At 71.9% G+C, this 19,959-nt stretch carries 22 protein-coding genes; 13 read left to right on the top strand and 9 right to left on the bottom strand.

Annotated features, from left to right (window positions below):
* Window positions 1-164: 164 nt before the first annotated feature.
* Both BIU97_RS08385 and BIU97_RS08380 read right to left on the bottom strand, forming a co-directional pair.
* Window positions 165-602 (bottom strand): YdeI/OmpD-associated family protein, encoded by a 438-nt coding sequence (locus BIU97_RS08385; protein ID WP_071254124.1) that lies wholly within the window; start codon window positions 600-602, stop codon window positions 165-167.
* Window positions 603-804: 202 nt separating this feature from the next.
* A complete protein-coding gene (locus BIU97_RS08380; protein ID WP_071297449.1) occupies window positions 805-1,284 on the bottom strand; it encodes an NUDIX hydrolase in 480 nt (159 codons plus the stop codon).
* A 59-nt stretch (window positions 1,285-1,343) separates the two neighbouring features.
* Here BIU97_RS08380 and nagB point away from each other — a divergent pair, with 59 nt between their 5' ends.
* A complete protein-coding gene (nagB, locus tag BIU97_RS08375; protein WP_071254015.1) occupies window positions 1,344-2,129 on the top strand; it encodes a glucosamine-6-phosphate deaminase in 786 nt (261 codons plus the stop codon).
* Window positions 2,130-2,138: 9 nt separating this feature from the next.
* Here the strand turns inward: nagB and BIU97_RS08370 are convergent, their stop codons facing one another.
* Window positions 2,139-3,326 (bottom strand): MalY/PatB family protein, encoded by a 1,188-nt coding sequence (locus BIU97_RS08370; RefSeq protein WP_071297448.1) that lies wholly within the window; start codon window positions 3,324-3,326, stop codon window positions 2,139-2,141.
* A 45-nt stretch (window positions 3,327-3,371) separates the two neighbouring features.
* On the opposite strand from BIU97_RS08370, the gene BIU97_RS08365 reads away from it, so the two are divergent.
* Complete coding sequence (locus tag BIU97_RS08365; RefSeq protein ID WP_071297447.1) at window positions 3,372-3,659, top strand: hypothetical protein; 288 nt, start codon at window positions 3,372-3,374, stop codon at window positions 3,657-3,659.
* On the opposite strand, the gene BIU97_RS08360 is transcribed toward BIU97_RS08365, so the two are convergent.
* A complete protein-coding gene (locus BIU97_RS08360; RefSeq protein ID WP_083420865.1) occupies window positions 3,601-4,176 on the bottom strand; it encodes a TetR/AcrR family transcriptional regulator in 576 nt (191 codons plus the stop codon). The genes BIU97_RS08365 and BIU97_RS08360 overlap by 59 nt on opposite strands.
* A gap of 76 nt (window positions 4,177-4,252) precedes the next feature.
* Between BIU97_RS08360 and BIU97_RS08355 the strand changes: the two genes are divergently transcribed.
* The gene (locus BIU97_RS08355; protein WP_071297446.1) at window positions 4,253-5,155 is read left to right on the top strand and encodes an SDR family NAD(P)-dependent oxidoreductase; all 903 of its coding nucleotides are present in this window, start codon (window positions 4,253-4,255) and stop codon (window positions 5,153-5,155) included.
* Between the two features lie 42 nt (window positions 5,156-5,197).
* Entirely contained in the window at window positions 5,198-7,654 is a 2,457-nt protein-coding gene (locus tag BIU97_RS08350; RefSeq protein ID WP_254782947.1) for a GH92 family glycosyl hydrolase, read from the top strand.
* Between the two features lie 47 nt (window positions 7,655-7,701).
* Here BIU97_RS08350 and BIU97_RS08345 read toward each other — a convergent pair whose 3' ends face one another.
* Complete coding sequence (locus BIU97_RS08345) at window positions 7,702-8,679, bottom strand: SDR family NAD(P)-dependent oxidoreductase (RefSeq protein WP_071297444.1); 978 nt, start codon at window positions 8,677-8,679, stop codon at window positions 7,702-7,704.
* 137 nt (window positions 8,680-8,816) lie between these two features.
* On the opposite strand from BIU97_RS08345, the gene BIU97_RS08340 reads away from it, so the two are divergent.
* From BIU97_RS08340 to BIU97_RS08330, 3 genes are all read left to right on the top strand, one after another.
* Window positions 8,817-9,680 (top strand): SMP-30/gluconolactonase/LRE family protein, encoded by an 864-nt coding sequence (locus tag BIU97_RS08340; protein ID WP_175472428.1) that lies wholly within the window; start codon window positions 8,817-8,819, stop codon window positions 9,678-9,680.
* A gap of 78 nt (window positions 9,681-9,758) precedes the next feature.
* Window positions 9,759-10,619 (top strand): hypothetical protein, encoded by an 861-nt coding sequence (locus BIU97_RS08335; protein ID WP_071297443.1) that lies wholly within the window; start codon window positions 9,759-9,761, stop codon window positions 10,617-10,619.
* A 16-nt stretch (window positions 10,620-10,635) separates the two neighbouring features.
* Window positions 10,636-11,013 (top strand): GntR family transcriptional regulator, encoded by a 378-nt coding sequence (locus BIU97_RS08330; RefSeq protein WP_071297442.1) that lies wholly within the window; start codon window positions 10,636-10,638, stop codon window positions 11,011-11,013.
* Window positions 11,014-11,060: 47 nt separating this feature from the next.
* Here the strand turns inward: BIU97_RS08330 and BIU97_RS08325 are convergent, their stop codons facing one another.
* Complete coding sequence (locus BIU97_RS08325; protein ID WP_071297441.1) at window positions 11,061-11,450, bottom strand: hypothetical protein; 390 nt, start codon at window positions 11,448-11,450, stop codon at window positions 11,061-11,063.
* 335 nt (window positions 11,451-11,785) lie between these two features.
* Between BIU97_RS08325 and BIU97_RS17630 the strand changes: the two genes are divergently transcribed.
* The 6 genes from BIU97_RS17630 (at window position 11,786) to BIU97_RS08305 (ending at window position 17,416) form a co-directional block, all read left to right on the top strand.
* Window positions 11,786-12,472, top strand: coding sequence for a trypsin-like serine peptidase (locus BIU97_RS17630; RefSeq protein ID WP_139195972.1), 687 nt, complete (start codon window positions 11,786-11,788; stop codon window positions 12,470-12,472).
* Between the two features lie 45 nt (window positions 12,473-12,517).
* Window positions 12,518-12,703, top strand: coding sequence for a class III lanthipeptide (locus tag BIU97_RS08315; RefSeq protein ID WP_071254035.1), 186 nt, complete (start codon window positions 12,518-12,520; stop codon window positions 12,701-12,703).
* A complete protein-coding gene (locus BIU97_RS18050; RefSeq protein ID WP_175472427.1) occupies window positions 12,700-12,855 on the top strand; it encodes a hypothetical protein in 156 nt (51 codons plus the stop codon). Before BIU97_RS08315 ends, BIU97_RS18050 begins: the two co-directional genes overlap by 4 nt.
* 66 nt (window positions 12,856-12,921) lie before the next feature.
* Window positions 12,922-15,576, top strand: coding sequence for a class III lanthionine synthetase LanKC (lanKC, locus tag BIU97_RS08310; protein WP_071297439.1), 2,655 nt, complete (start codon window positions 12,922-12,924; stop codon window positions 15,574-15,576).
* Window positions 15,530-15,652 (top strand): class III lanthipeptide, encoded by a 123-nt coding sequence (locus BIU97_RS18540; protein ID WP_217639470.1) that lies wholly within the window; start codon window positions 15,530-15,532, stop codon window positions 15,650-15,652. The genes lanKC and BIU97_RS18540 overlap by 47 nt, the downstream gene beginning before the upstream one ends.
* A gap of 75 nt (window positions 15,653-15,727) precedes the next feature.
* Window positions 15,728-17,416, top strand: a complete 1,689-nt coding sequence (locus tag BIU97_RS08305; RefSeq protein WP_139195971.1) for an ABC transporter ATP-binding protein — start codon at window positions 15,728-15,730, stop codon at window positions 17,414-17,416.
* 4 nt (window positions 17,417-17,420) lie between these two features.
* Here BIU97_RS08305 and nagA read toward each other — a convergent pair whose 3' ends face one another.
* Genes nagA through purU form a run of 3 tightly spaced genes read right to left on the bottom strand, consistent with a single transcriptional unit; the run spans window position 17,421 to window position 19,860 of the window.
* Window positions 17,421-18,587: an N-acetylglucosamine-6-phosphate deacetylase gene (gene nagA / locus BIU97_RS08300; RefSeq protein ID WP_071297437.1), complete on the bottom strand. Its 1,167-nt coding sequence runs from the start codon at window positions 18,585-18,587 to the stop codon at window positions 17,421-17,423.
* Window positions 18,584-18,991: a YrdB family protein gene (locus tag BIU97_RS08295; RefSeq protein ID WP_083420863.1), complete on the bottom strand. Its 408-nt coding sequence runs from the start codon at window positions 18,989-18,991 to the stop codon at window positions 18,584-18,586. Before BIU97_RS08295 ends, nagA begins: the two co-directional genes overlap by 4 nt.
* An 8-nt stretch (window positions 18,992-18,999) precedes the next feature.
* Entirely contained in the window at window positions 19,000-19,860 is an 861-nt protein-coding gene (purU, locus tag BIU97_RS08290; protein ID WP_071254042.1) for a formyltetrahydrofolate deformylase, read from the bottom strand.
* Between the last annotated feature and the right edge of the window lie 99 nt (window positions 19,861-19,959).

Below are 19,959 nucleotides of genomic sequence, written 5' to 3'. Positions count from 1 at the left end.
CCCGTCGTTCCTTCCCATTGCTCGTGCCATGGGAAGCACTTTCGCGCATGGGCAGACGGAAGGAACGGCTTCCTACGCGCGGAACGGCTCCCCACGCGCGGAACGACCTCCCACGCGCGAAACTGCACCAAGGCGAGACGGCGCGGCCCGCGGCCCGGCCCCGCTCAGGACCGCAGCGAGTCGACGGCCTTCTCGATGCGGCGGGCGCGGGTCTCGGGGGCCTTCGCCTGGGACACCGGGTCGGCGAGGGCCCGCTGCCGCGAGTTCGAGAGCGTGTCGAAGGCCGCGCGGACCCCGGCCTGTTGCAGCGCCGCTGCGAGGTCCTCGGGGAGGTCGACGACGCGGGGCAGGGTGTCGACCTCGAGGGACACCTCGACCGAGTCGCCCGCGGCCACCCCTGCGGCCGCCCGGTGCTCGGCGGACAGCGGCACGAGGAACTGCTCGTTCATGACCCCGACGGTGGACCGGTAGGTGTACCCGCCGTTGATCGTGACGACCACGGCGGGGCGCTTGCCGGAGCCGAGCGCGTCGATGACGGACGGCGGGACCGGCAGCCCGGTGGCCGTCTTCCGCGCCTGCAGGACCGTCGTCGTGAACCGCATGCGTGCCTCCCGTCCGTGCACGGCGACCGTCGCCGTGCCAGCACCGTACCGGCGGCCCCGCCGTCCCGACAAGGGACGCCGACGAGCCGACGAACGACCGCCCGACGGACGACCGCCCGTCGGACGACCGCCCGTCGGACGACCGCCCGACGGACGACCGCCCGTCGGACGACCGCCCGCCCGCCGGACGACCGCCCCGCCGTCAGCGCTGGAAGCGCGCGGCGTGCTCGTCGGACAGGGCGGCCTCGACGCGGGCGCGCATGTTCGGCTGCATCGCGGGCAGGGCGTCGAGCCGGGCCCAGAACGCCTCGGTGTTCTCGCCGTCGGCGGGTGCCGGCGTGCCGGAGACCCAGCGGCAGGCGAAGACGAGGTCGAGGTACTGCGCCCGGTCGCCGTTCGGGTACGTCATCTCCGGCAGGACCTGCACCCAGGCGAGGCGCTCGGCGACGGCGACGACGTCGGCCTCTTCGAGGACCTCGCGTTCGGCAGCGACCGCGGGCTCCTCGCCCGGGTCGACGATGCCGGTGACCGGGGTGTACGCGCCGGTGTCGGCGCGGCGCACCACGAGCAGCTCCCGGTCGGCCCCGGAGCCACGGGTGACCACGGCGGTGACCCCGGTCAGCCAGAGCGGCTCGGTGCCGATCCGCGATCGCAGGGACAGGACGAAGTCGGGGGTCGGCATGCACCCACGCTACCGATCCCGCCCTGTCGCAGACTGGTCATGACCAGTAGCATCGCGGTGTGGAGATCATCATCCTGCCCACGCCGGACGAGGTCGGTCGCGTCGCCGCGGCCAAGATCGCGTCCGTCGTCGCCAAGAAGCCGTCCGCCGTCATCGGTCTCGCCACCGGATCCAGCCCGCAGGGCATCTACGCCGACCTGCAACGCCGGGTCCGTGCGGGGGAGATCACCTTCGCCGAGGCCCGCGGGTTCGCCCTCGACGAGTACGTCGGCATCCCGCTCGAGCACCCGGAGTCGTACGCCAGCGTCATCGCGCGCGACGTCGTCGGCCCGCTCGGCTTCGACCCGAGCCGGGTGCGGGTGCCGGACGGCCGTGCCACCGACCTGGAGTTCGCGGCGAAGGAGTACGACGCCGCGATCCGGGCCGCCGGCGGGATCGACGTGCAGATCCTCGGCATCGGCGCGAACGGGCACATCGGGTTCAACGAGCCGACGTCGTCGTTCGCGTCGCGGACCCGCATCAAGACCCTTGCGCCGTCGACCCGTGACGCGAACGCCCGGTTCTTCGACTCGCCGGAGCAGGTCCCGACCCACTGCATGACCCAGGGGCTCGGCACGATCCTCGAGGCCCGTGAGCTCGTCCTCGTGGCGCAGGGCTCGTCGAAGGCCGACGCGGTCGCGGCCGCGGTGGAGGGGCCGCTGAGCTCCTTCGTCCCGGGCTCGGCGCTGCAGTTGCACGAGCACGCGACGGTGGTCGTCGACGAGGAAGCCGCCGCGGGGCTGCAGCTGGCCGACTACTACCGCTACACGTACACGAACAAGCCGGCCTGGCAGCGGTTCGAGTAGGCCGGCGGTTCAGCCGTCCGCGCGCTGTCGGTAGGCAGCGTGCAGGCGGTCGAGTCCCTCGTCGAGGGTCTCCGCCGAGCACCCGAAGTTCAGGCGCGCGTACCCGGCGCCCTGTCGACCGAACGCCGGGCCCGCGGCGAGGGCGACCTTCGCCTCGTCCACGAGCAGCGCCGCGGGGTCGTCGCCCCACGGCAGCGCGCGCAGGTCGAGCCACGCCAGGTAGGACGCCTGCGGCTGCCGGTAGCCGGCACCGGGCAGCACCTCGCCGATCCGCTCGGCGAGGGTGCGACGGTTCGCGGCGAGCTCGGTGAGCAGTGACGCGAGCCACGGCTCACCCTCGCTGAAGGCGGCGATGCTCGCGGTGTAGCCGAGGATCCCGGTGCGCTCGACGACCTCGGTCGGCAGGGCGTCGAACCAGCCGCGGGCGCGTTCCGAGGCGCCGACGATGAGCGCGCACTTGGTGCCGGCCAGGTTCCACGCCTTGCTCGCACTCGTCAGGGCGACCCCGAGCGACGCGGCCTCGGGACAGGACTCCAGGAACGGCGTGAAGACCCCGTCGGCGTGCACGAGCGGCGCGTGGATCTCGTCCGAGACGACCACGGCGTCCCACTCGGCGGCGAGCTTCGCGAGCGCGGTGAGCGCGGCACGGTCGTGCACGAGTCCGAGGGGGTTGTGCGGGTTGCAGAGCAGCACCGTGCGGGCGCCGTCGGCGAAGGCGCGGGCGATGCCGTCCAGGTCCATCCGCCAGCCTGCCGTGGTGTCGAACGGGTCGGCGGGGCCGTCGGGTGCGAGCAGCGGCACCTCGGTCACGGTGCCGCCGGCCTCGGACACGTAGTCCCAGAACGGCGGGTACACGGGCGGCATGACGACGACCTGGTCGCCGGGCTCGATGACCCGGCGCAGCATCTCCACCGCGGCGACCGACACGTCGGTGGTGGTGCGCACGAGGTCGGGGTCGACGTGCCAGGCCCACCGGCTCTCGGCGAAGTCCGCGAACGCCTCGGGCAGCGCCCGACCGTGGCCGACGTACCCGGTGTCCCCGTCGGTGACCGCGCGGAGCAGGGCCTCGCGCACCGGCTCGGCGAGCATCGAGTCCATCTCGGCGACGAACATCGGCAGGACGTCCGGGGGGAAGGCCGTGTACTTCTCGCTGGTGCGGCTGCGGCGTGCATCGAAGAGGGAGACCATGACGCTCATGCGCCCATCCTGACAGTGCCCGCCGCCGCACGGCAGGATGAACCGGTGGAACACCGCTCGCGCACCGTGCTCCGGGCCGTCCGTGACGCGGTGCTGGCGGTCGTCGGCAGTGTCGCGATCGGCCTGGTCGTCGTGATCGCCGGACTTGGGTGGCTCGACGAAACGCCCTACCGGGGGTCCTCGACCGAGGCGGCCTACGTCGCCGTCGCCGTCGCGGCGGTGGCCGTCTGCGGGTTCGGCGCGCTCGTCGGCCTCGGCGTGCTCCGCGCGGCGGTCAGCTCGTCGGACGCAGGCCGGCGAGCAGGATCTCGACGTAGCGCTCCGGATCGCTGACCCGGGTGCCGCCCGCGACCGCCGCTTCGCGCAGTCCGCAGAGCAGTCGGCGGAGGTCGTCGGCGTCGACGTCGGTCCGGACGACCCCCTCGGTGCGTCCGCGCGCGAGCAGTGCGTCGACGGACACGACCAGGTCGCCAGCGAGGGCAGCGGTGTCCGCACAGGAGAACCCGCCGTTCGTCAGCAGGTCGCCGAGGGCTGCGTCGTCCACCATGCTCCGGAACGCGGCGGTGACGACCCCTCGGAGCGCATCGGCCGCGTCCGGCAGCACGACGGCGTCGCGGACCTGGTCGAGCATGTCCTCGAGCGCGTCGATCGCGAGCGCTTCGAGCAGGTGCTGCTGGCTCGGGAAGTGCCGGTAGGCGGTCCCGACCCCCACTCCGGCCTCGTGCGCGACGGCGTTGAGCAGGGCCGGTTCGCCCCGGTCGACGAACGTGCGGGCCACGTCGAGCAGTGCCGTCCGGTTGCGCTGGGCATCGGAGCGCAGCGCCTCGGGCCGGGCCATCGCGATCGTCATGTGGACACCCTATCCGGTTGTGCTAGCGTTCCGGATGAATCATCCGATTCAGTAGGCGAACGAGCAGGAGACGACCATGGACCGCTTCGAGTGGGAACCGGCAGCGATGCCCGACCAGCACGGCAGGACCGTGGTGGTCACCGGCGCGACCGGCGGGATCGGCCTCGTCGTCGCCACGACCCTCGCGCACGCCGGCGCCCGCGTGGTCGCTGGCGTGCGGGACCTCGACAAGGCGGCTCGCGTCCTCCCCGCGGGTCTCGACCTGGAGGCTCGGCTCGTCGACACCTCGTCCGTCGCGTCCGTCACCGCGTTCGCCCGGCAGCTCGCCGCGGACGGCATCGTCGTGGATGCCCTCGTCAACAACGCGGGTGCGACGCTCGGCACGTTCGGGCGCACCGACGAGGGCATCGAGCGCACCTGGGCGACGAACGTCGTCGGACCGGCCGTGCTCGCCGAGGTGATGCTCCCGTCGCTCGGTGGGCCGTCGCCCCGCATCGTGCTCGTCGGCTCGAACCTGTCGCAGCGCACCCGCCGCGTACCCGGACCCGGCGGGGTCGACGGCCCGGCCGACTACTCGCAGTTCGGTGTGTACACCGACTCGAAGACCGCGGCCGCAGCGCTGAGCGTCGACCTCGGCGAGCGACTCCGTGCTGCCGGTTCGGACGTCCGGTCGGCGATCGCGCACCCCGGCATCGCGGCGACGGGGATGAACGACCAGGCGGAGACCCTGACGCAGCGCCTCGGCGGGATGGTCGCCCGCAGTCTGGCCCGGACCGCCACGGACGGCGCCCGCTCGACGCTCTGGGCCGCCACCGCCCCGGACGTCACCGAGGGGGTGTTCGTCGGACCGGCACTCCGTCGTGGTGACCGGCGGCTGCACGTCGTGCCGGTGAAGGGTCCGGCGGCGGACCCGGCGTTCCGCGCTCGGGTCCGGGCGTTCGTCGAGGAGCGACGTGAACAGCAGGAGACCGCTCGGTGACGGATCGCGCGTCCCCCGTTCGAGGGGGCTAGCGTCGCCCGTGTGAACCGATCCCGCGTGCACCGTCGCCCGCTCCTCCGTCCGCTGCCGCTCGCCGCGGTGGCCACGATCGCCGCGCTGCTCGGGACGGGGGTCGCCGCCGCACCGGCCGTCGCGTCGCCCGCGTCGCAGACGTCGCACGCGGGTCGGCCCGTGTCCGACCCCGCCCGGTACGTCGACCCGTTCATCGGCACGAGCGGTGACGGCAACACGTGGCCCGGCGCCACCGCACCGTTCGGCATGCTCCAGTGGAGCCCGACCGGCACCGCGGGTGACCAGACCTCGACCCCGGTCGCGAACGGCTACTCGTACGACGTGGACCGGCTGCGCGGCTTCAGCCTGACGCACCTGAACGGCGCCGGGTGTGCGCCGGGGGCCGCCGGGGACGTGCCGATCATGCCGGTCACGACACCGGTCACGACCTCGCCGTCGGCCGACTCGAAGGACGCCGTCTACGCCGCCGGGTACTCGCACGACGACGAGTCCGCGAGTCCCGGCCGGTACAGCGTCGCGCTCGACAACGGCGTCCGCACCGACCTCGCCGTCACCACCCGTGCCGGCGTCGGCGCGTTCGCGTTCCCGGCCGGCAAGGACGCGAACCTGCTCTTCCGCACGTCGAACTCGATCAACGGCAGCGAGGCCGCCACCACCCGTGTCGACGCCCGCACCCGCACGGTGAGCGGCAGCGTCCTGACCGGTGGCTTCTGCAGCCGCCGCGCGAACGGCGGCGGCGCCACCAACCCCGACCGCCGCAGCTACTACCGCCTGTACTTCACGGCCACCTTCGACACTTCGTTCACGAGCACCGGCACCTGGCAGGACGGCACGGTCCGGCCGGGAGGCACGTCCTCCTCCGGTGGGGAGGGCTACCTGACCGGCGCCGACCGTGCCGGACGCGGTTCCGGCGCGTGGGTCGGCTTCGACGCGCGTCGCGGTGCGACGGTGCACGCCAGGATCGGCATCTCGTACGTCAGCGCCGCAGGCGCCGTCGCGAACCGCGACGGCGAGGTGACGAAGCGCTCGACCGTCGCCGACGTGGCGGCCGGCACACGGGCCTCCTGGAACCGCGAACTGTCGCGCCTGCGCGTCGGCGGCGGCACGGCGGACCGGACCACCCAGCTGTACACGTCCGTCTACCACGCGCTCATGCAGCCGAACACGCTGAACGACCGCGACGGCCGCTACCTCGGGCCGGACCAGCGGGTGCACAGGATGGACCGCGGACACCGGGCCGTCTACGGCACGTACTCCGGGTGGGACCAGTACCGGGCGCAGATCCAGCTGCTCGCACTGCTGCGGCCGGACGTCGCCGGGGACATGGCGCAGTCGATGCTGCGGTTCGCCGAGCAGAACGGCGGCGTGTGGGACCGGTGGCTGCACCTCGGAGCGCCGACGCACGTGATGACCGGCGACCCCTCGGCCGCGACGCTCGCCACCTGGTACGCCATGGGTGTCCGAAACTTCGACGTCCGGGCCGCCTACGCCTCCCTGAAGCACCAGGCGACGGTCGAGAACACCGACGCCGAGAGCGACATCGGGTGCCCGGGGCAGTGCCTGGCGCAGCGGCCCGCACTCGACGAGTACCTGGAGCGGCACTACGCGGCGAACGACGACTGCTCGTGCTGGGGTGGGGCCGCCGAGACCCTCGAGGACTCGATCGCCGACAGCGCGCTCGGGTACTGGGCGGGTTCCCTCGGACTTCGCTCCGACGCCCGGATGTTCGCGGAGCGTGGGACGTACTGGGAGAACACCTTCAACGCCGCCGTCGGCTACCAGGCGGCACGGCAGGCCGACGGCTCGTGGACGCCGGGCTGGTCGCCCTCGACCGGGACCGGGTTCGCGCAGGGGACGAGTGCGCAGTACACGTGGCTCGTGCCGCAGGACGTGCAGGGGCTGTCGAGCGCCCTCGGCGGTGACGACGCCGCGATCGCCCGGCTCGACGCCTTCTTCCACGACGCCTCGGGCAACTGGGCCGTGACCGGTGGCGACGCCACGAAGTTCGACCCGACGAACGAACCCGACATCCACACGCCGTGGATGTACAACGCGCTCGGCGCCCCGTGGAAGACGCAGGAGACCGTGCGCCGCGTCGTCGACGACGCCTACTCGACCGGCCCCGACGGCCTGCCGGGCAACGACGACCTCGGCACGATGAGCGCCTGGTACGTCTTCGCGTCGATCGGGCTGTTCCCGCAGACACCGGGTCGTGCGGACATGCTCGTCGGCAGCCCGACCTTCAGCACCGTGGACATCCGGCGGTCGAGCGGGGAGCGGATCGTCATCCGGTCCTCCGGGACCGAGCCGTACGTCCACGGTGCACGGCTGGACGGGCGGACGCTCGAGCGGTCGTGGGTGCCGGCGTCGTTCGTGACCCGCGGCGGGACGCTGTCGCTCCGGGTCGGGGACGCGGCGGACACGCGCTGGGCGACCGGACAGCGGGGGCGTCCGGTCGACCGGTGAGTGCGTGGGCGGCTGAGCGAGTGGGCGGCCGCGGGGGTGGGCCCGGCTCAGGCGAGGAGCTGCTCGCTCACCGTCCACAGACGGCGGGCGTCGTCCGGGTCGAGCATCGCGGTGTTCGCGTCCGAGGGGATGTGGTCGGCGGTGAGGGGGCGGACCTCGTCGTCGAGCACGGCGACGTCGCTGTCCTTCAGGTAGACCCCGCCGATGCCGTCGAGCAGGGGGCTCGCCGCACCGAACACGATCGTCGCCGCGCCCTGCTCGATCGTCTTCTTGCCGACGGTGGGGTCGATCATCGTCGCGCCGTCGTCGTCGACCAGGCCCTGCTCCCGGAACGAGGCGAGCCGGTCGGCGTCGTGCGGTCCGGGACCGATGGCGACGCCGGGGTGGGCCGCGAAGGCCCGGATGCCCTGGTCGGCGTACCGGCGGTCGAGCTCGACGGTGAACAGGACGTTGGCCCGCTTCGACTGCCCGTAGGCCGCACCCGGGTCGTACCCGCCGGCGAACGCGAGGTCGTCCCAGTGGATCTGCCCGAACCGGGCCGCGCCGGACGTGACGGTGAGGACCCGCGCACCACGGGCCTCCCGGAGGGCGGGGAGCAGCGCGGTCGTGAGCCGGAAGTGGCCGAGGTGGGACGTCGAGAACGCGAGCTCGTTGCCGCGGGCGTCGAGGCGGCGCTCCGGCGAGAAGAGCACGGCGGCGTTGTTCACGAGCGCGTGCAGCGGGCGGCCGGACGCCGTCCAGCGGGCCGCGAACGCGTCGGTCGATGCCGGGTCGGCGAGGTCGAGCTCCTCGACGCGGACGCCGGGGATCCCGGCGACCGCGGCGGCGGCGCGTGCGGTGTCGCGGGAAGCAACGGTGACGTGCGCACCGGCTGCCGCGAGGGTGCGCGTGGCCTCACGGCCGAGGCGTCCGTGGCCGCCGGTGACGACGACGTGGCGGCCGTCGAGGTCGACGCCGTCCAGGACGTCGGCAGCGGTCGAGGCGGCGGTGAAGGGGGTGGGGATCGGGTGCTGGTTCGTCGTCACGGTGTGCGGCTCTCTCTCGTCCAAGGATTTCCGGAACAGGTTTCCGGAACGCACGCAACAATACGGAACACCGTTCCGTTTCGCAAGGCTGCGCGGACGCTGCCGACCGCCCACGACCCGGGTGGCAGGGTGGATCCGTGCACATCTCCCTGGACGCAGCGACCGACGTCGTCACCGGTATCCGATTCCCCGAGGGCAACCGCTGGCGGGCCGGCCGGCTCTGGTACTCGGACATGCACACCGGCGAGGTCTTCTCGGTCGACCCGTCCGCCGACACCGCCCCGCGGCGCGAGGCCCGGGTCGACGGGCAGTCCTCCGGCCTCGGCTGGCTCGCCGACGGTCGGCTCGTCGTCAGTGCGATGGAGTCCCGCACGATCGTCGCGGTCGAGCCCGACGGGTCGACGTCGGTCTTCGCCGACCTGTCGTCGGTCGAGTCGTCGCTCGTCAACGACCTGGTCGTCGACGAGGCCACCGGCCGGACCTACATCGGCGCGTTCGGCTACGACCTGTACGGCGGCGAGGAGCTCTGCCCCGGACCGCTCTGGGTGGTCGAGCCCGACGGGTCCGCCCGGCTCGCCGCGGACGGACTCGTCTTCCCGAACAGCGCGAACGTGCTGCCGGGTACCAGGACCCTGGTCGTCAGCGAGACCTGGGGTGGACGGCTGACCGCGTTCGACATCGAGGCGGACGGCTCGCTCACCGGGCGGCGGACCTGGGCGACCCTGCCGGAGGGGGTCACGCCGGACGGCAGCACGGTCGACGCCGAGGGGGCGGTCTGGGTCTGCTCGGTGGACACGGGCGAGTTCCTGCGGGTCGTCGAGGGCGGTGAGGTCACGGACCGGATCGACGCTCCCGGTCGGTGCGCCGTCGACTGCGCCCTCGGCGGGGACGACGGCCGCACGCTGTACCTCGCCACCGCGGACAGCTACGACCCGGCGACGACGGCCCGCACGCACGACGGGCGGATCAGCGCGGTCCGCGTGGCGGTGCCCGGCCCCTGACTGCCGTGGATGGGTTGACACAGAACCGGTTCTGTACCAATGTGATGCCACAACGCCTGACGAGGGAGTGGGGTCACGATGGACGGTGCAGCAGGCTGGATCCTCGGCGCGATCGCGCTCTCGCTGGTCCTCGTCGCCGTGAGCGCCCGGTCCCGCTCGGTGCAGGCGTGGCAGGTCGAACGCCTCGCCGCCCGCGTCGGACTCCCGGTGCCGCCGGCGCTCGAGGCCGATCTGCGGGCCCGGACCGCCGCCCGACTGCTCGGGAGCGCCTCCGGCGGCCTGGCAGGGCTCGCCCTCGCCCTCGGGGTGACGTTCGCCACCGGCTCGCAGCACGACCGGGTCGGCCTCTACGCCTGCGCGGCCGTCGCCGTCGCCGGGTACGGCGCCGGGCTCGTCTGGGCGTCCTTCCTGGGTGCCTTCCGGCCGGACGACCGCCCGCGGGTCGCCCGCCTCGACACCGTCACACTCTCGGCCTACGTGCCGAGCCTGCTCCGACTGCTCGCGTGGGTGCTCTGGCTCGCCACGATCGCCCTGGTCGCCGTCGAGCTCGGTGGACGGGACCTGCGGCTCGCCGTGGTCGTCGCCCCGCTCCTCGCGGTCTCCACCCTGAGCCTCGTCGCCCTCGAGGTCCTCGGCCGCCGCCTCGTCCTCCGCGGACAGCCCGCCGCCACCACCGAGGAGCTCATGTGGGACGACGCCCTCCGTTCGTCGGCGCTCAACGGGGTGGCGACCGGCATCCGACAGGTCCTGCTCATCACGCTGATCGGCAGCACCCTGCTCGTGACGGACACCGCGTCGGCGTGGCTGCTGCTCCCCGCGTTCGTCATCACGGCCGGCAGCGTCGTGCTCGTCAGGATGAGCCGCATCGCCGACACGTGGTACCTCGAGCAGCTCTGGCCCGGCACACCCGCCGGGGTCGCCGCGCAGCGCGGGCACTGAGACCACGGGCGCACCGATGATCGAGATCGACGCCGCATCGCGGCTCCCACCGTTCGAGCAGCTCCGGCAGCAGCTCGTGCAGCAGATCCACGGCGGAGCCCTGCGCGCCGGCCAGCGGCTGCCCACCGTCCGCAAGCTCGCCGCCGACCTCGGTCTCGCGCCGAACACCGTCGCCCGGGCGTACCGCGAGCTCGAGTCCGACGGCCTGGTCGAGACCCGCGGGCGGAACGGCACGGTCGTCCGCCTGCACGACGACGACACCGAACGTGCCGCGGTCGCCGCCGCGCGGTCCTACGTCGAGACGGTGCGACGGCTCGGGGTGCCCGACGAGCACGCCGAGCGGCTGGTCGCCGCCGCGCTCGTCGCGGCAGCACGGCGGCCGCCGGGCGACTGAGCGCCCGGCCCTGTGCCGTCGTGGCGGGCGTCGTCCTGCGTCCGCGGTCACCCCAGAGGCGCGGTCAGCAGCGTGAGCCCGACCCAGACGGCGAACGAGGCCACGGGGCCGACCGCCGCGATGACGACTGCAGCGATGCCTGCTCCTCGTGACCGGTTCTTGGCGATCGCAGTCGTCCCCAGGACGAGCGCCCAGACGCCCAGGCCGGTCCAGATGACGTTGGACCAAGCCAGCGCGACGTAGACGGCAGCAGCCGTCGCGTCGTGCGGTGAAGGAGTGCCTGTCTGCTGTCGGAGTTCCAGGGGACCGAGCCCGACGCCGACGACGATCGAGCACACGACCGACGCCGTCACCGCACAGACCGCGAGCACGAGGGCGACGTTGCCGGCCCGGTGACGCCGCAGCGTGATCGGCGGTGGGCTCTCCCCTGTGGCCATGATTTCGATTCTGCGTGTCGCGAGCAATTCGTGTCAAGGCGGTTCTCCAGGCGTTTCGCGCCCGGTCGAATTGTCGTCGAGAAAATATCTCGATTGGGGTGGACATTTCGGACGAGCGGTGTTTACGGTGGACGTGTCGTCAGTCAGGGGGTCTGGCCGGACGGCGGATCGAGACACGGACGAGCCGATACCGACCGTGTCGTTCGCAGATGAGCCGCACTCACAGGGGGTTGCAGTGGCTGTTGTCGACCATGATCAGGTGTTTCTTCCGACCCGTTCTCCTTCTGGGTGATGCGTACTCGACGGTTCGCCACTGGTAGGAGAGCTGTCGGGCTGTGTCCGGGGTGAGCTGCTTCGGGAAGGTCCTCAGTTTCTCGGGACGTTCCCGTTCTGCTGGGACCGGTGCTCTCGTCGATGTCGACGGGTCGCATTTCCTGCTCACCGCGGCGCATTGTGTGCATTTCCGTTGGCTTGAGTCCCGACCGATTCACGTGCGCTTTTCTCCGTGGCGCGAACCACGAAGACACTCGTGGAGATCCGGGCGTCCTGACGACGTCGTCGCACTCCGCATGGCGGTGCCTCGACCGTGGGTCGAGTCAGGAGACGTGCAGCACGATTTCGCTCTTCTCCGTGCCGACCGGTTCGACGATCTCGCGGCAGCCGACCTGCACACAGGCACGCTGCCCGACCGCGTGACGCTCGTCGGCATCGAGAACAAGTTGCTCCGAGCAGAGCGCCCGCGCTGGCGATCAGCACGGGTCACGCCGGCTGGTGCCGTCCCGATGCTCTCGGTGGACGCCGCCCTCGAGCGTGGCGCGTCGGGTGGCCCCTGGACCGTCCCCGTCCCTGGCGGAGCAGGGGAGGTCGTGTCGGTGACGAGCATCGCCCTTCGGAGCCAGCCGGGGCGGCTCTTCGGACCCGTGCTGTCCATCGCGTCGCTTCGCGCTGCTGCCGCGAACCTCCACGGGGCGGAGGACCCGGCCTTCGCCACGCTCGACCTGGCCCCCGCTCGGATCCGCTGATCCGAAGCGCCCAAGGACCCCCGGAAACAGAACGAAAGGAACCACATGCCCACCGCAACTCTGATCCAACGGCGCTCCGACAGCGCCGCCGTGCTCGACCTGCAGGGTCTCGCTGCGGACGACGTCGCCCAGGCCGGCCTGACGTCCAACCTCAGCCTCATCTGCAAGCAGCAGTCCTCGTTGAGCATCTACATGTGCCCGACGAGTCCGAACGGCGAGGCATCGCGATGAAGGGGCGTTCCGTCCTCGCGCTCCAGGGGATGAAGGTCGGCCCCGCCGACACCCCGGCGCAGGCGGACAGCATCTTCTCGATGACGAGCTACTTCCTCTGCCCCCTCACGACGATCATGCCGGCGAGCACGGCGAGCATCGCCGTCTGTTGATGATCAGCCGGGTCGGCCCGGGCGGTGACGCCCGGACCGGTCCGGCCCGAATCGAGGAGCCACTCCATGGACTTCCGCTACCTGCGGTACTTGCAAGCAGACGAGTCCGTCTACGTGAACCCCGTTCGTCCGGCCGACCAGCTGCACGTGCTGCCCGAGCCGCCCGACGGATGGGAAGTCCGTGCCGAGGAGCACTGGACGTACGTCTTCGTCCCCGGGGCGTCCCTGCCCGCGCAGGGGTGGAAGATCCACATCACGGCCCCGGCTTCGGGCGCGGACGAGACGCTCGACCGCATCGCGCCTGTCCTGTACCAGCGCGGTACGCCGTTCAAGTTCGTGGGTGCGGTGATGGAACTCCTGCTCAAGAACTCCAAGTACGGCGATCGATCGAGTTCCGGCAAGTTCGTGACCGTCTACCCGAGGGACGACGACGACTTCGTCGAGCTGCTCGACGTGCTGGACACCACGCTCGCGGGGATGCCTGCGGGGCCGTACGTCCTCAGCGACCGACGCTGGCGATCCGGCAACGTCTCATACCGCTACGGAGGCTTCGTGGAGCAGCGGACGAGCGGCCCGGACGGCGGAGGGCACCTCGGCATCACGGACCCCGACGGCAACGTCGTCCGTGACGACCGGGCACCTGTCTACTCGGAACCCGACTTCGTCGAAGAGCCCGCAGCGGTGCGTCGTGTCCGGGAACAGCTGGAAGCCACGTCGGACGATGCAGAGATGCCGTACGACGTGCACAGCGCTCTCCACCACAGCAACGGAGGCGGCGTCTACCGGGCGACCCGTTCCACGGACGGCCTGCAGGTCGTGTTGAAGGAGGCACGGCCCGGCGCCGGACTCGACGGACAGGGGCGAGATGCCGTCGCGAGGCTCGCCATCGAAGCCGATGTGCTCCGGCGCCTCGACGGCAGCCCGTGGGTGCCACGGATCCACGACGAGTTCTCGGTCTGGGAGCACCGGTTCATCGCTGAGGACTACGTCGAAGGGACGACGTTGAACTCGTGGACGGCTGCCTTCTACCCGTTCGGACGCGATGCCGACGTGGGGCAGTTCACGAGCGACGCCTGTCGCATCGTCCGCCAAGCCCGAGCAGCGATGGTCGACGTGCATGCGCGGGGAGTGGGACTCGGTGACCTGCAACCCGCGAACATCATGATCAGCACCGATGGCGAAGTCCGCCTGATCGACTTCGAGGCGGCCAGTGACCTCGATGACGAAGTCCACTCGGGCCTGATGACCGTCGGCTTCGCTGCCCCTCCCGGGTCCAGCCGCGAGGGCATGGACTGGTTCGCGCTGGCCCGGATCGCGCGATTCGTGTTCCTCCCGGTCGGCCCCACGATCGACCTCGCCCCGGAGCTGGCGTCGGAGCACGACCGGTGGATCGAGGAGCAGTTCGGGGCGGAGCCGGTCGCCCTGATCCGCGACATCGAGGCGCGTGCTGCAGCGCTCACGCCGGCTGCGGCAGGACCGCTCGCGCCGTCACAGCACCGGCTCGCCAGCCCGTCGGACATGCGGGCCGTCACGGAGTCGCTCCGAGAAGGACTCCTGGACAGCCTCGTCCCCGACACGGACCGGCTGGCTCCCGGAGACATCCGACAGTACGAGAACCGACACGGTCGCGACGACGTCGCGACAGGGGCCGCGGGAGTCGTCTTGGCACTCAGCCGGACAGGAGGAGTGCCGGACGAGGCACGGCTCTGGCTGATCGAGGCGGCGCAGCGTCTGCTCGGGGCCGGTGCCGACACCGGTCTCTTCTCCGGATCCGCCGGTGTGGCAGGCGTCCTCCTCGAGCTCGGACTGATCGAGGAGGCCCGCCCGCTCCTCGAACGCGTCGCGGCCGCCCCTCCTGACGACGACGTGGCGATCCGCTCGGGCTCGGCCGGGCGTGGGCTGCTCCTGCTGCAGGCGAGTGAGCTGGCGGGACTCGGCGCCCTCCTCGCACCCGCGCTCAGCGTCGCCGACGACCTGCTGGGTCGTGTCGAGCGGCACCCAGAACTCCGTGTGGAAGACCCGGACGGAGTCCCGATCGGGCTGATCGACGGATGGGCGGGCGTCGCGCTGTTCCTCACCGCATGCTCACGCGTGTCGACGAACCGTGCCTACCTCGACGGCGCTCGGAGAGCCATCGAGCACGAACTCGACATCTGTGTGGTGTCTCGGGACGGGATGTTCCAGGTCAAGGAGGACGCGCGAGTCATCCCGTACCTCGCCGGGGGGAGCGCGGGGCTCGCCGTCGCGATCGCCTCCTACCGAGCGAGGACCGGTTCGGATGAGTGGGAGGACGAACTCCACGGCATCGGTGTGACGACGCAGTCGCGCTGCTACTACAGCCCCGGCCTCTTCCGAGGTGCGTCCGGACTCATCACGGCGGCGGCCGCGGTGGACACGGCCCTGCACCTCGATGGTGCATCGACGTTCGTCCCCCGAGCGGTACGGACACTCGAGCTGTACCTCCTCCGCCGGAACGGGTTCGACGTGGTTCCCGGCGACTTCTCGTACCGACTCTCGTTCGATCTCTCCACCGGGTCCGCGGGGGCGCTCCTCGCCCTCCACGAGGCGGCAGGTCGGCCGCTCGGCTGGCTCCCCGTACCGAACGCCGACCGATTGCTTCCGGCGCGCGACCGCGCGACGGTACCGTCCCGAGCGATGGAGGGAGGTGGAACAGATGAAGAACCAGGTCCTCTCGCTGCAGGGTCTCGAGTCGCAGGATGACATCGAGCTGCGTGCAGGCTCCAGCGTCAGCATCAACTGCAAGGTGATCAGCACGATCAGCTTCGCCATTTGTTGAGCGCTCCAGACGTGAACGGTGTGCTCTCGACCCCCGGGAGCACACCGTTCACCCATCCGAGTGGAAGGCATCGTGATGTCCATCGTCCGGGTCCTGTGGGGGCACCTCGCCGGTGCGCGCGGACGCGTCGTGACAGCAGCCGTGGCCGGACTCCTCGCGTCGGGAGCAGCACTGGCCCAGCCGCTCGTCCTGCAGCAGGTCATCGAAGGAGCCACCTCCGGTGCGGCCATCCCCTGGTGGGCCGTCGTGGCGTTCGCTGCGTTGCTCGGTACTGTCGCCGTCCTGACCGGTGTCCGGGAACGTCTGGTCGAAACGGCAGCGGAACACGCGGCGGCTTCGTTGCGGAGAACGGTCTTCTCGGCCATCGTCACCGCGCCACCGGGCTGGATACGGCGTGACGGGATCGGAGACCTCGTGTCCCGCGGCACATCCGACGTCGCGGCGCTCCGGCGTGCTGCCGCTTCCGGTTTCGTCGACGTCGTCGGAGCCCTCGTCCTCGTGGTGGGCAGCGTCGTGGCGCTCATCCTCCTCGATCCGCTGACCTTCGCAGTCGCGTTGGCTGCCATCGGTGGCGCCGCCTCAGTCGCGCTCCTGGCGGGGAAACGGATCTCCGAGCTCACGGACGAGGCGCAGGTGGCGCTCGGGCGCTACGGGAACGAGATCGAGGCAGTCGCCTCGTCGCGACTGGTGATCACTGCGTACCGCGGCGAGGAGCATGCCATCCGCAGAGGGGCAGCCCTGGCAGAGCAGGTGCGACGGCACGGCGAGCGCATCGCTGTGACCCGGGCTTGGGTGGCGCCCGTGACGCAACTCGCCTTCCAATCGGCCTTCGTCAGCGTGCTGGTGACCGGCGGGCTCCGCGTGGCCGGCGGTGGGACCACGATCGCCGACCTCGCGACGTTCGTGATGTTCTTCGGGCTCCTCGTCCAACCGAGTACGGAGCTGTTGAACGCTGCGGTCGCCGTCCTCGAAGCACAGGGCGCCCATCGTCGCATCGAGGGTGTGACCGCGATGGAGCGGCCATTGCCACGGAACGAGTCCCTGACCGTCGAGCAGGGCGGGTCGGCGCCGCGCATCGACTTCCAGGGGATCACACTCCGCGTCGAGGGGCGGCTGCTCCTCGACGACGTGAGCTTCACGGCCCGCGCCGGACAGCGGACGGTGATCATCGGCCCGTCCGGCGCGGGGAAGACGACGCTGCTCAACCTGGTCGAACGGTTCACGACGGCGGATGCAGGAGCCGTCCTGCTCGACGGCGTGTCCGTGGACGAACTACCGGAAGCGGCGCTGCGGAGCCGGATCGGTCTTGTCGATCAAGCCGCGACGATGCGGCCCGGGAGCGTGTACGACAACCTCTCCTTGGACGGCCGAGAACTCGACGCCGTGCTGCTCGCTGAGCTCCTCGAGGCGTTCTGTCTCACGAGGACCGTGGGAGGGCTCGAAGCGACACGGGACGCGACGACGCTCTCCGGCGGCGAGCGTCAGCGAGTGGCCATCATCCGAGCGCTGCTCGTCCGACCGGACGTGTTGCTCCTCGACGAGCCGACGTCCGGGCTCGATGCGGAATCCGAGCGGATCGTCGACGACGCCCTGCAGCGGCTGCGCGGCGAGGTCACGATCGTCATGATCTCTCATCGACGGTCGACGATCGCCGCAGCAGACGCGGTGGTCATGATCGGTGGTCGTCCGGGCGGCGTCGCGTCCCGGTCCGTCGATGTCCGCGGACGGACGGCGACTGACGCCGGTCGATCTGGGGGCGACTGAGCGCTCAGCCCAGCTCGCGCCCGCCGCCCCAGACCCGCTGCACCTCGAGCGCCGGTGACAGCGCCACGAGGTCCGCGGCGTACCCCGGCGCGAGCCGGCCCAGCCGGTCGCCGAGCCCCAACGCCGCAGCCGGCACGCTCGTCAGGGCCGCGACGGCCTCGGGCAGCGTCCGCCCGGCGAGCGCGACGGCGTTGCGGAGCGCCACGTCCTGCGTGAGCGTCGAGCCGGCGATCGTCCCGGTCCCCGCCACCAGCGCGACACCGTCCGTGACGGTCACGTCGAGCGACCCGAGTCGGTAGGAGCCGTCGGCCGCCCCGGCGGCGCCCATCGCGTCGGTGATCAGCGCGACCCGGCCGGGTGCGGCACGGAACAGCGTGTCCGCGACGACCGGGTGCACGTGCACGCCGTCCAGGATGAGCTCGAGGGTCACCCGTTCGTCGGCGATCGCGGCGCCGATCGGGCCGGGCGCCCGGTGGTGGATGCCCGGCATGGCGTTGAAGGCGTGCGTGAGCACGGTCGCACCGGCGTCGAAGGCCGCGCGTGCCTGGTCGAGGGTGCCGACGGTGTGGCCGACCGCCACGACGACGCCCGCGTCGACGAAACGGCGGACGGCGTCGAGCGCGCCCGGCAGCTCCGGGGCGACGGTGACCTGGCGGAGCACGCCGTCGCCGGCCTCGAGCAGCGCCTCGACGGCCGCCGGTGTCGGGTCGACGAGGAACGACTCGTTGTGTGCGCCCTTGTTGTGCGGGGACAGGAACGGCCCCTCCAGGTGCACGCCGAGCACGACCGGGTCGGCCGTCCGCACGGCGCGGATCCGCTCGAGCGACGCCACGAGGGCGTCGACGGGGTTCGCGACGAGCGACAGGACCGAGCGGGTCGTGCCGTGCGCCCGGTGCATCGCGAGCGCCGCGTCGACGGTGTCGTCCTCGTACGCCTGGGTCGCTCCACCGTGGCCGTGCAGGTCGACGAAGCCGGGCGTCAGGACCGCGTCGCCCAGGTCGACGACCTGGTCCGCCGCGGGGGCGTCCCGGCCGGAGCCGACCGCGTGGACCGCGTCACCGACGACGAGGACCCAGCCGTCCGCCGTGGTGCCGGCCGCGTCGACGACGCGGGCTGCGCGCACCAGGGTGCGCTGGGCCTCCCGGCCGGTCTGGAGGCCCGTGGCACTCATGCGGTCTCCCTGCGGAACGCGACCACACCGCTCAGGGCGGCGACCACGACGAAGACCAGGCCCACCACCGGGTGCCCGATCGCGAGCCAGGCGCCGCCTGCGGCGACGACCAGGGCGACCTCGACGATGGTCTTGCCGACGATGTCGGTCTCGATCGGGGAGCGCGGCGAGCGGAAGAAGTACCAGACCACGGCGGCGAACAGCGGTGCGCCGATCATGAACAGGACGCCCGGGAACGGGAACGGCCACGCGAGGTAGCCCCAGTACACCAGGGATAGCAGGCCGAACACGCACACGACGACCCGCAGGACCCGCCAGCCGTCCGGGCGCCGTCGGGAGCCGGCTGCCGGTGTCGGTGCCGGGACACCGTCCCAGTCGACGGGGGACTGCGGGGCGTTGGTCATGGTGCTGCCTACTTGAAGATGATGGTGCGGGCGCCGTCGAGCAGGACGCGGTCCTCTGCGATCCAGCGCACCGCCTGGGTGAGCGTCCGGGATTCCTCGTCCTGGCCGATGGAGACCAGCTCGTTCGGGTCCTTCGTGTGGTCGACGCGGACGACGTTCTGCTCGATGATCGGGCCCTCGTCGAGGTCGCTCGTCACGTAGTGCGCGGTCGCACCGATGAGCTTCACGCCGCGGGCGTGCGCCTGCCGGTACGGGTTCGCGCCCTTGAACCCGGGCAGGAACGAGTGGTGGATGTTCACGGCGCGGCCCTCGAGCGCGGCGCACAGCTCCGGCGACAGGATCTGCATGTAGCGGGCGAGGACGACGAGCTCGATGTCGTGCTCCTCCACCGCCTGCAGCACGCGCCGCTCCATCTCCTGCTTGCTCGCCGCGTCCGTGACCGGGCGGTGTTCGAAGGGAACCGAGTAGAACGCGGCGAGCTCGGACAGGTCCGCGTGGTTCGACAGGACGAGGGGGATCTCGATGGGCAGCTGCCCGCGGCGCTGCCGGTAGAGCAGGTCGTTCATGCAGTGCCCGGCCTTCGACACGAGCACCAGCGTGCGGGTCGGCCGACCGACGACGTCGAGCTGGACGCGGGCGTCGTACCGGGCGGCGACCGGGGCGAGTGCCGCCTCGAACGTCGCGCGGTCCACCGGCGCCATGACCTGCAGCCGCATGAAGAACGTGTTCGTGTCGGCGCTGGAGAACTGCTGCGACTCGGTGATGTTGCCCTCGGCGGCGACGACCGCTCCGGAGACGGCGTGCACGATCCCGGGCTGGTCGTCGCAGACGAGCGTCAGGGTCCAGTGCGTGGGGGTCGCGTCGGTCACCGGATCAGGGTACCGGCCGCGGGGGCGCCGGCGCGGGCGATGTCGGCGGTGGTGGCGTCCGCGGGGGCGCCGCCGGGCGCCGCCGGGCTCCGCGCGGCT

This window comes from Curtobacterium sp. MCBA15_009, from assembly GCF_001864895.1.
In the GTDB taxonomy this organism is placed as follows: Bacteria; Actinomycetota; Actinomycetes; order Actinomycetales; family Microbacteriaceae; genus Curtobacterium.
This window is presented reverse-complemented; position numbering and strand designations above follow the sequence as displayed.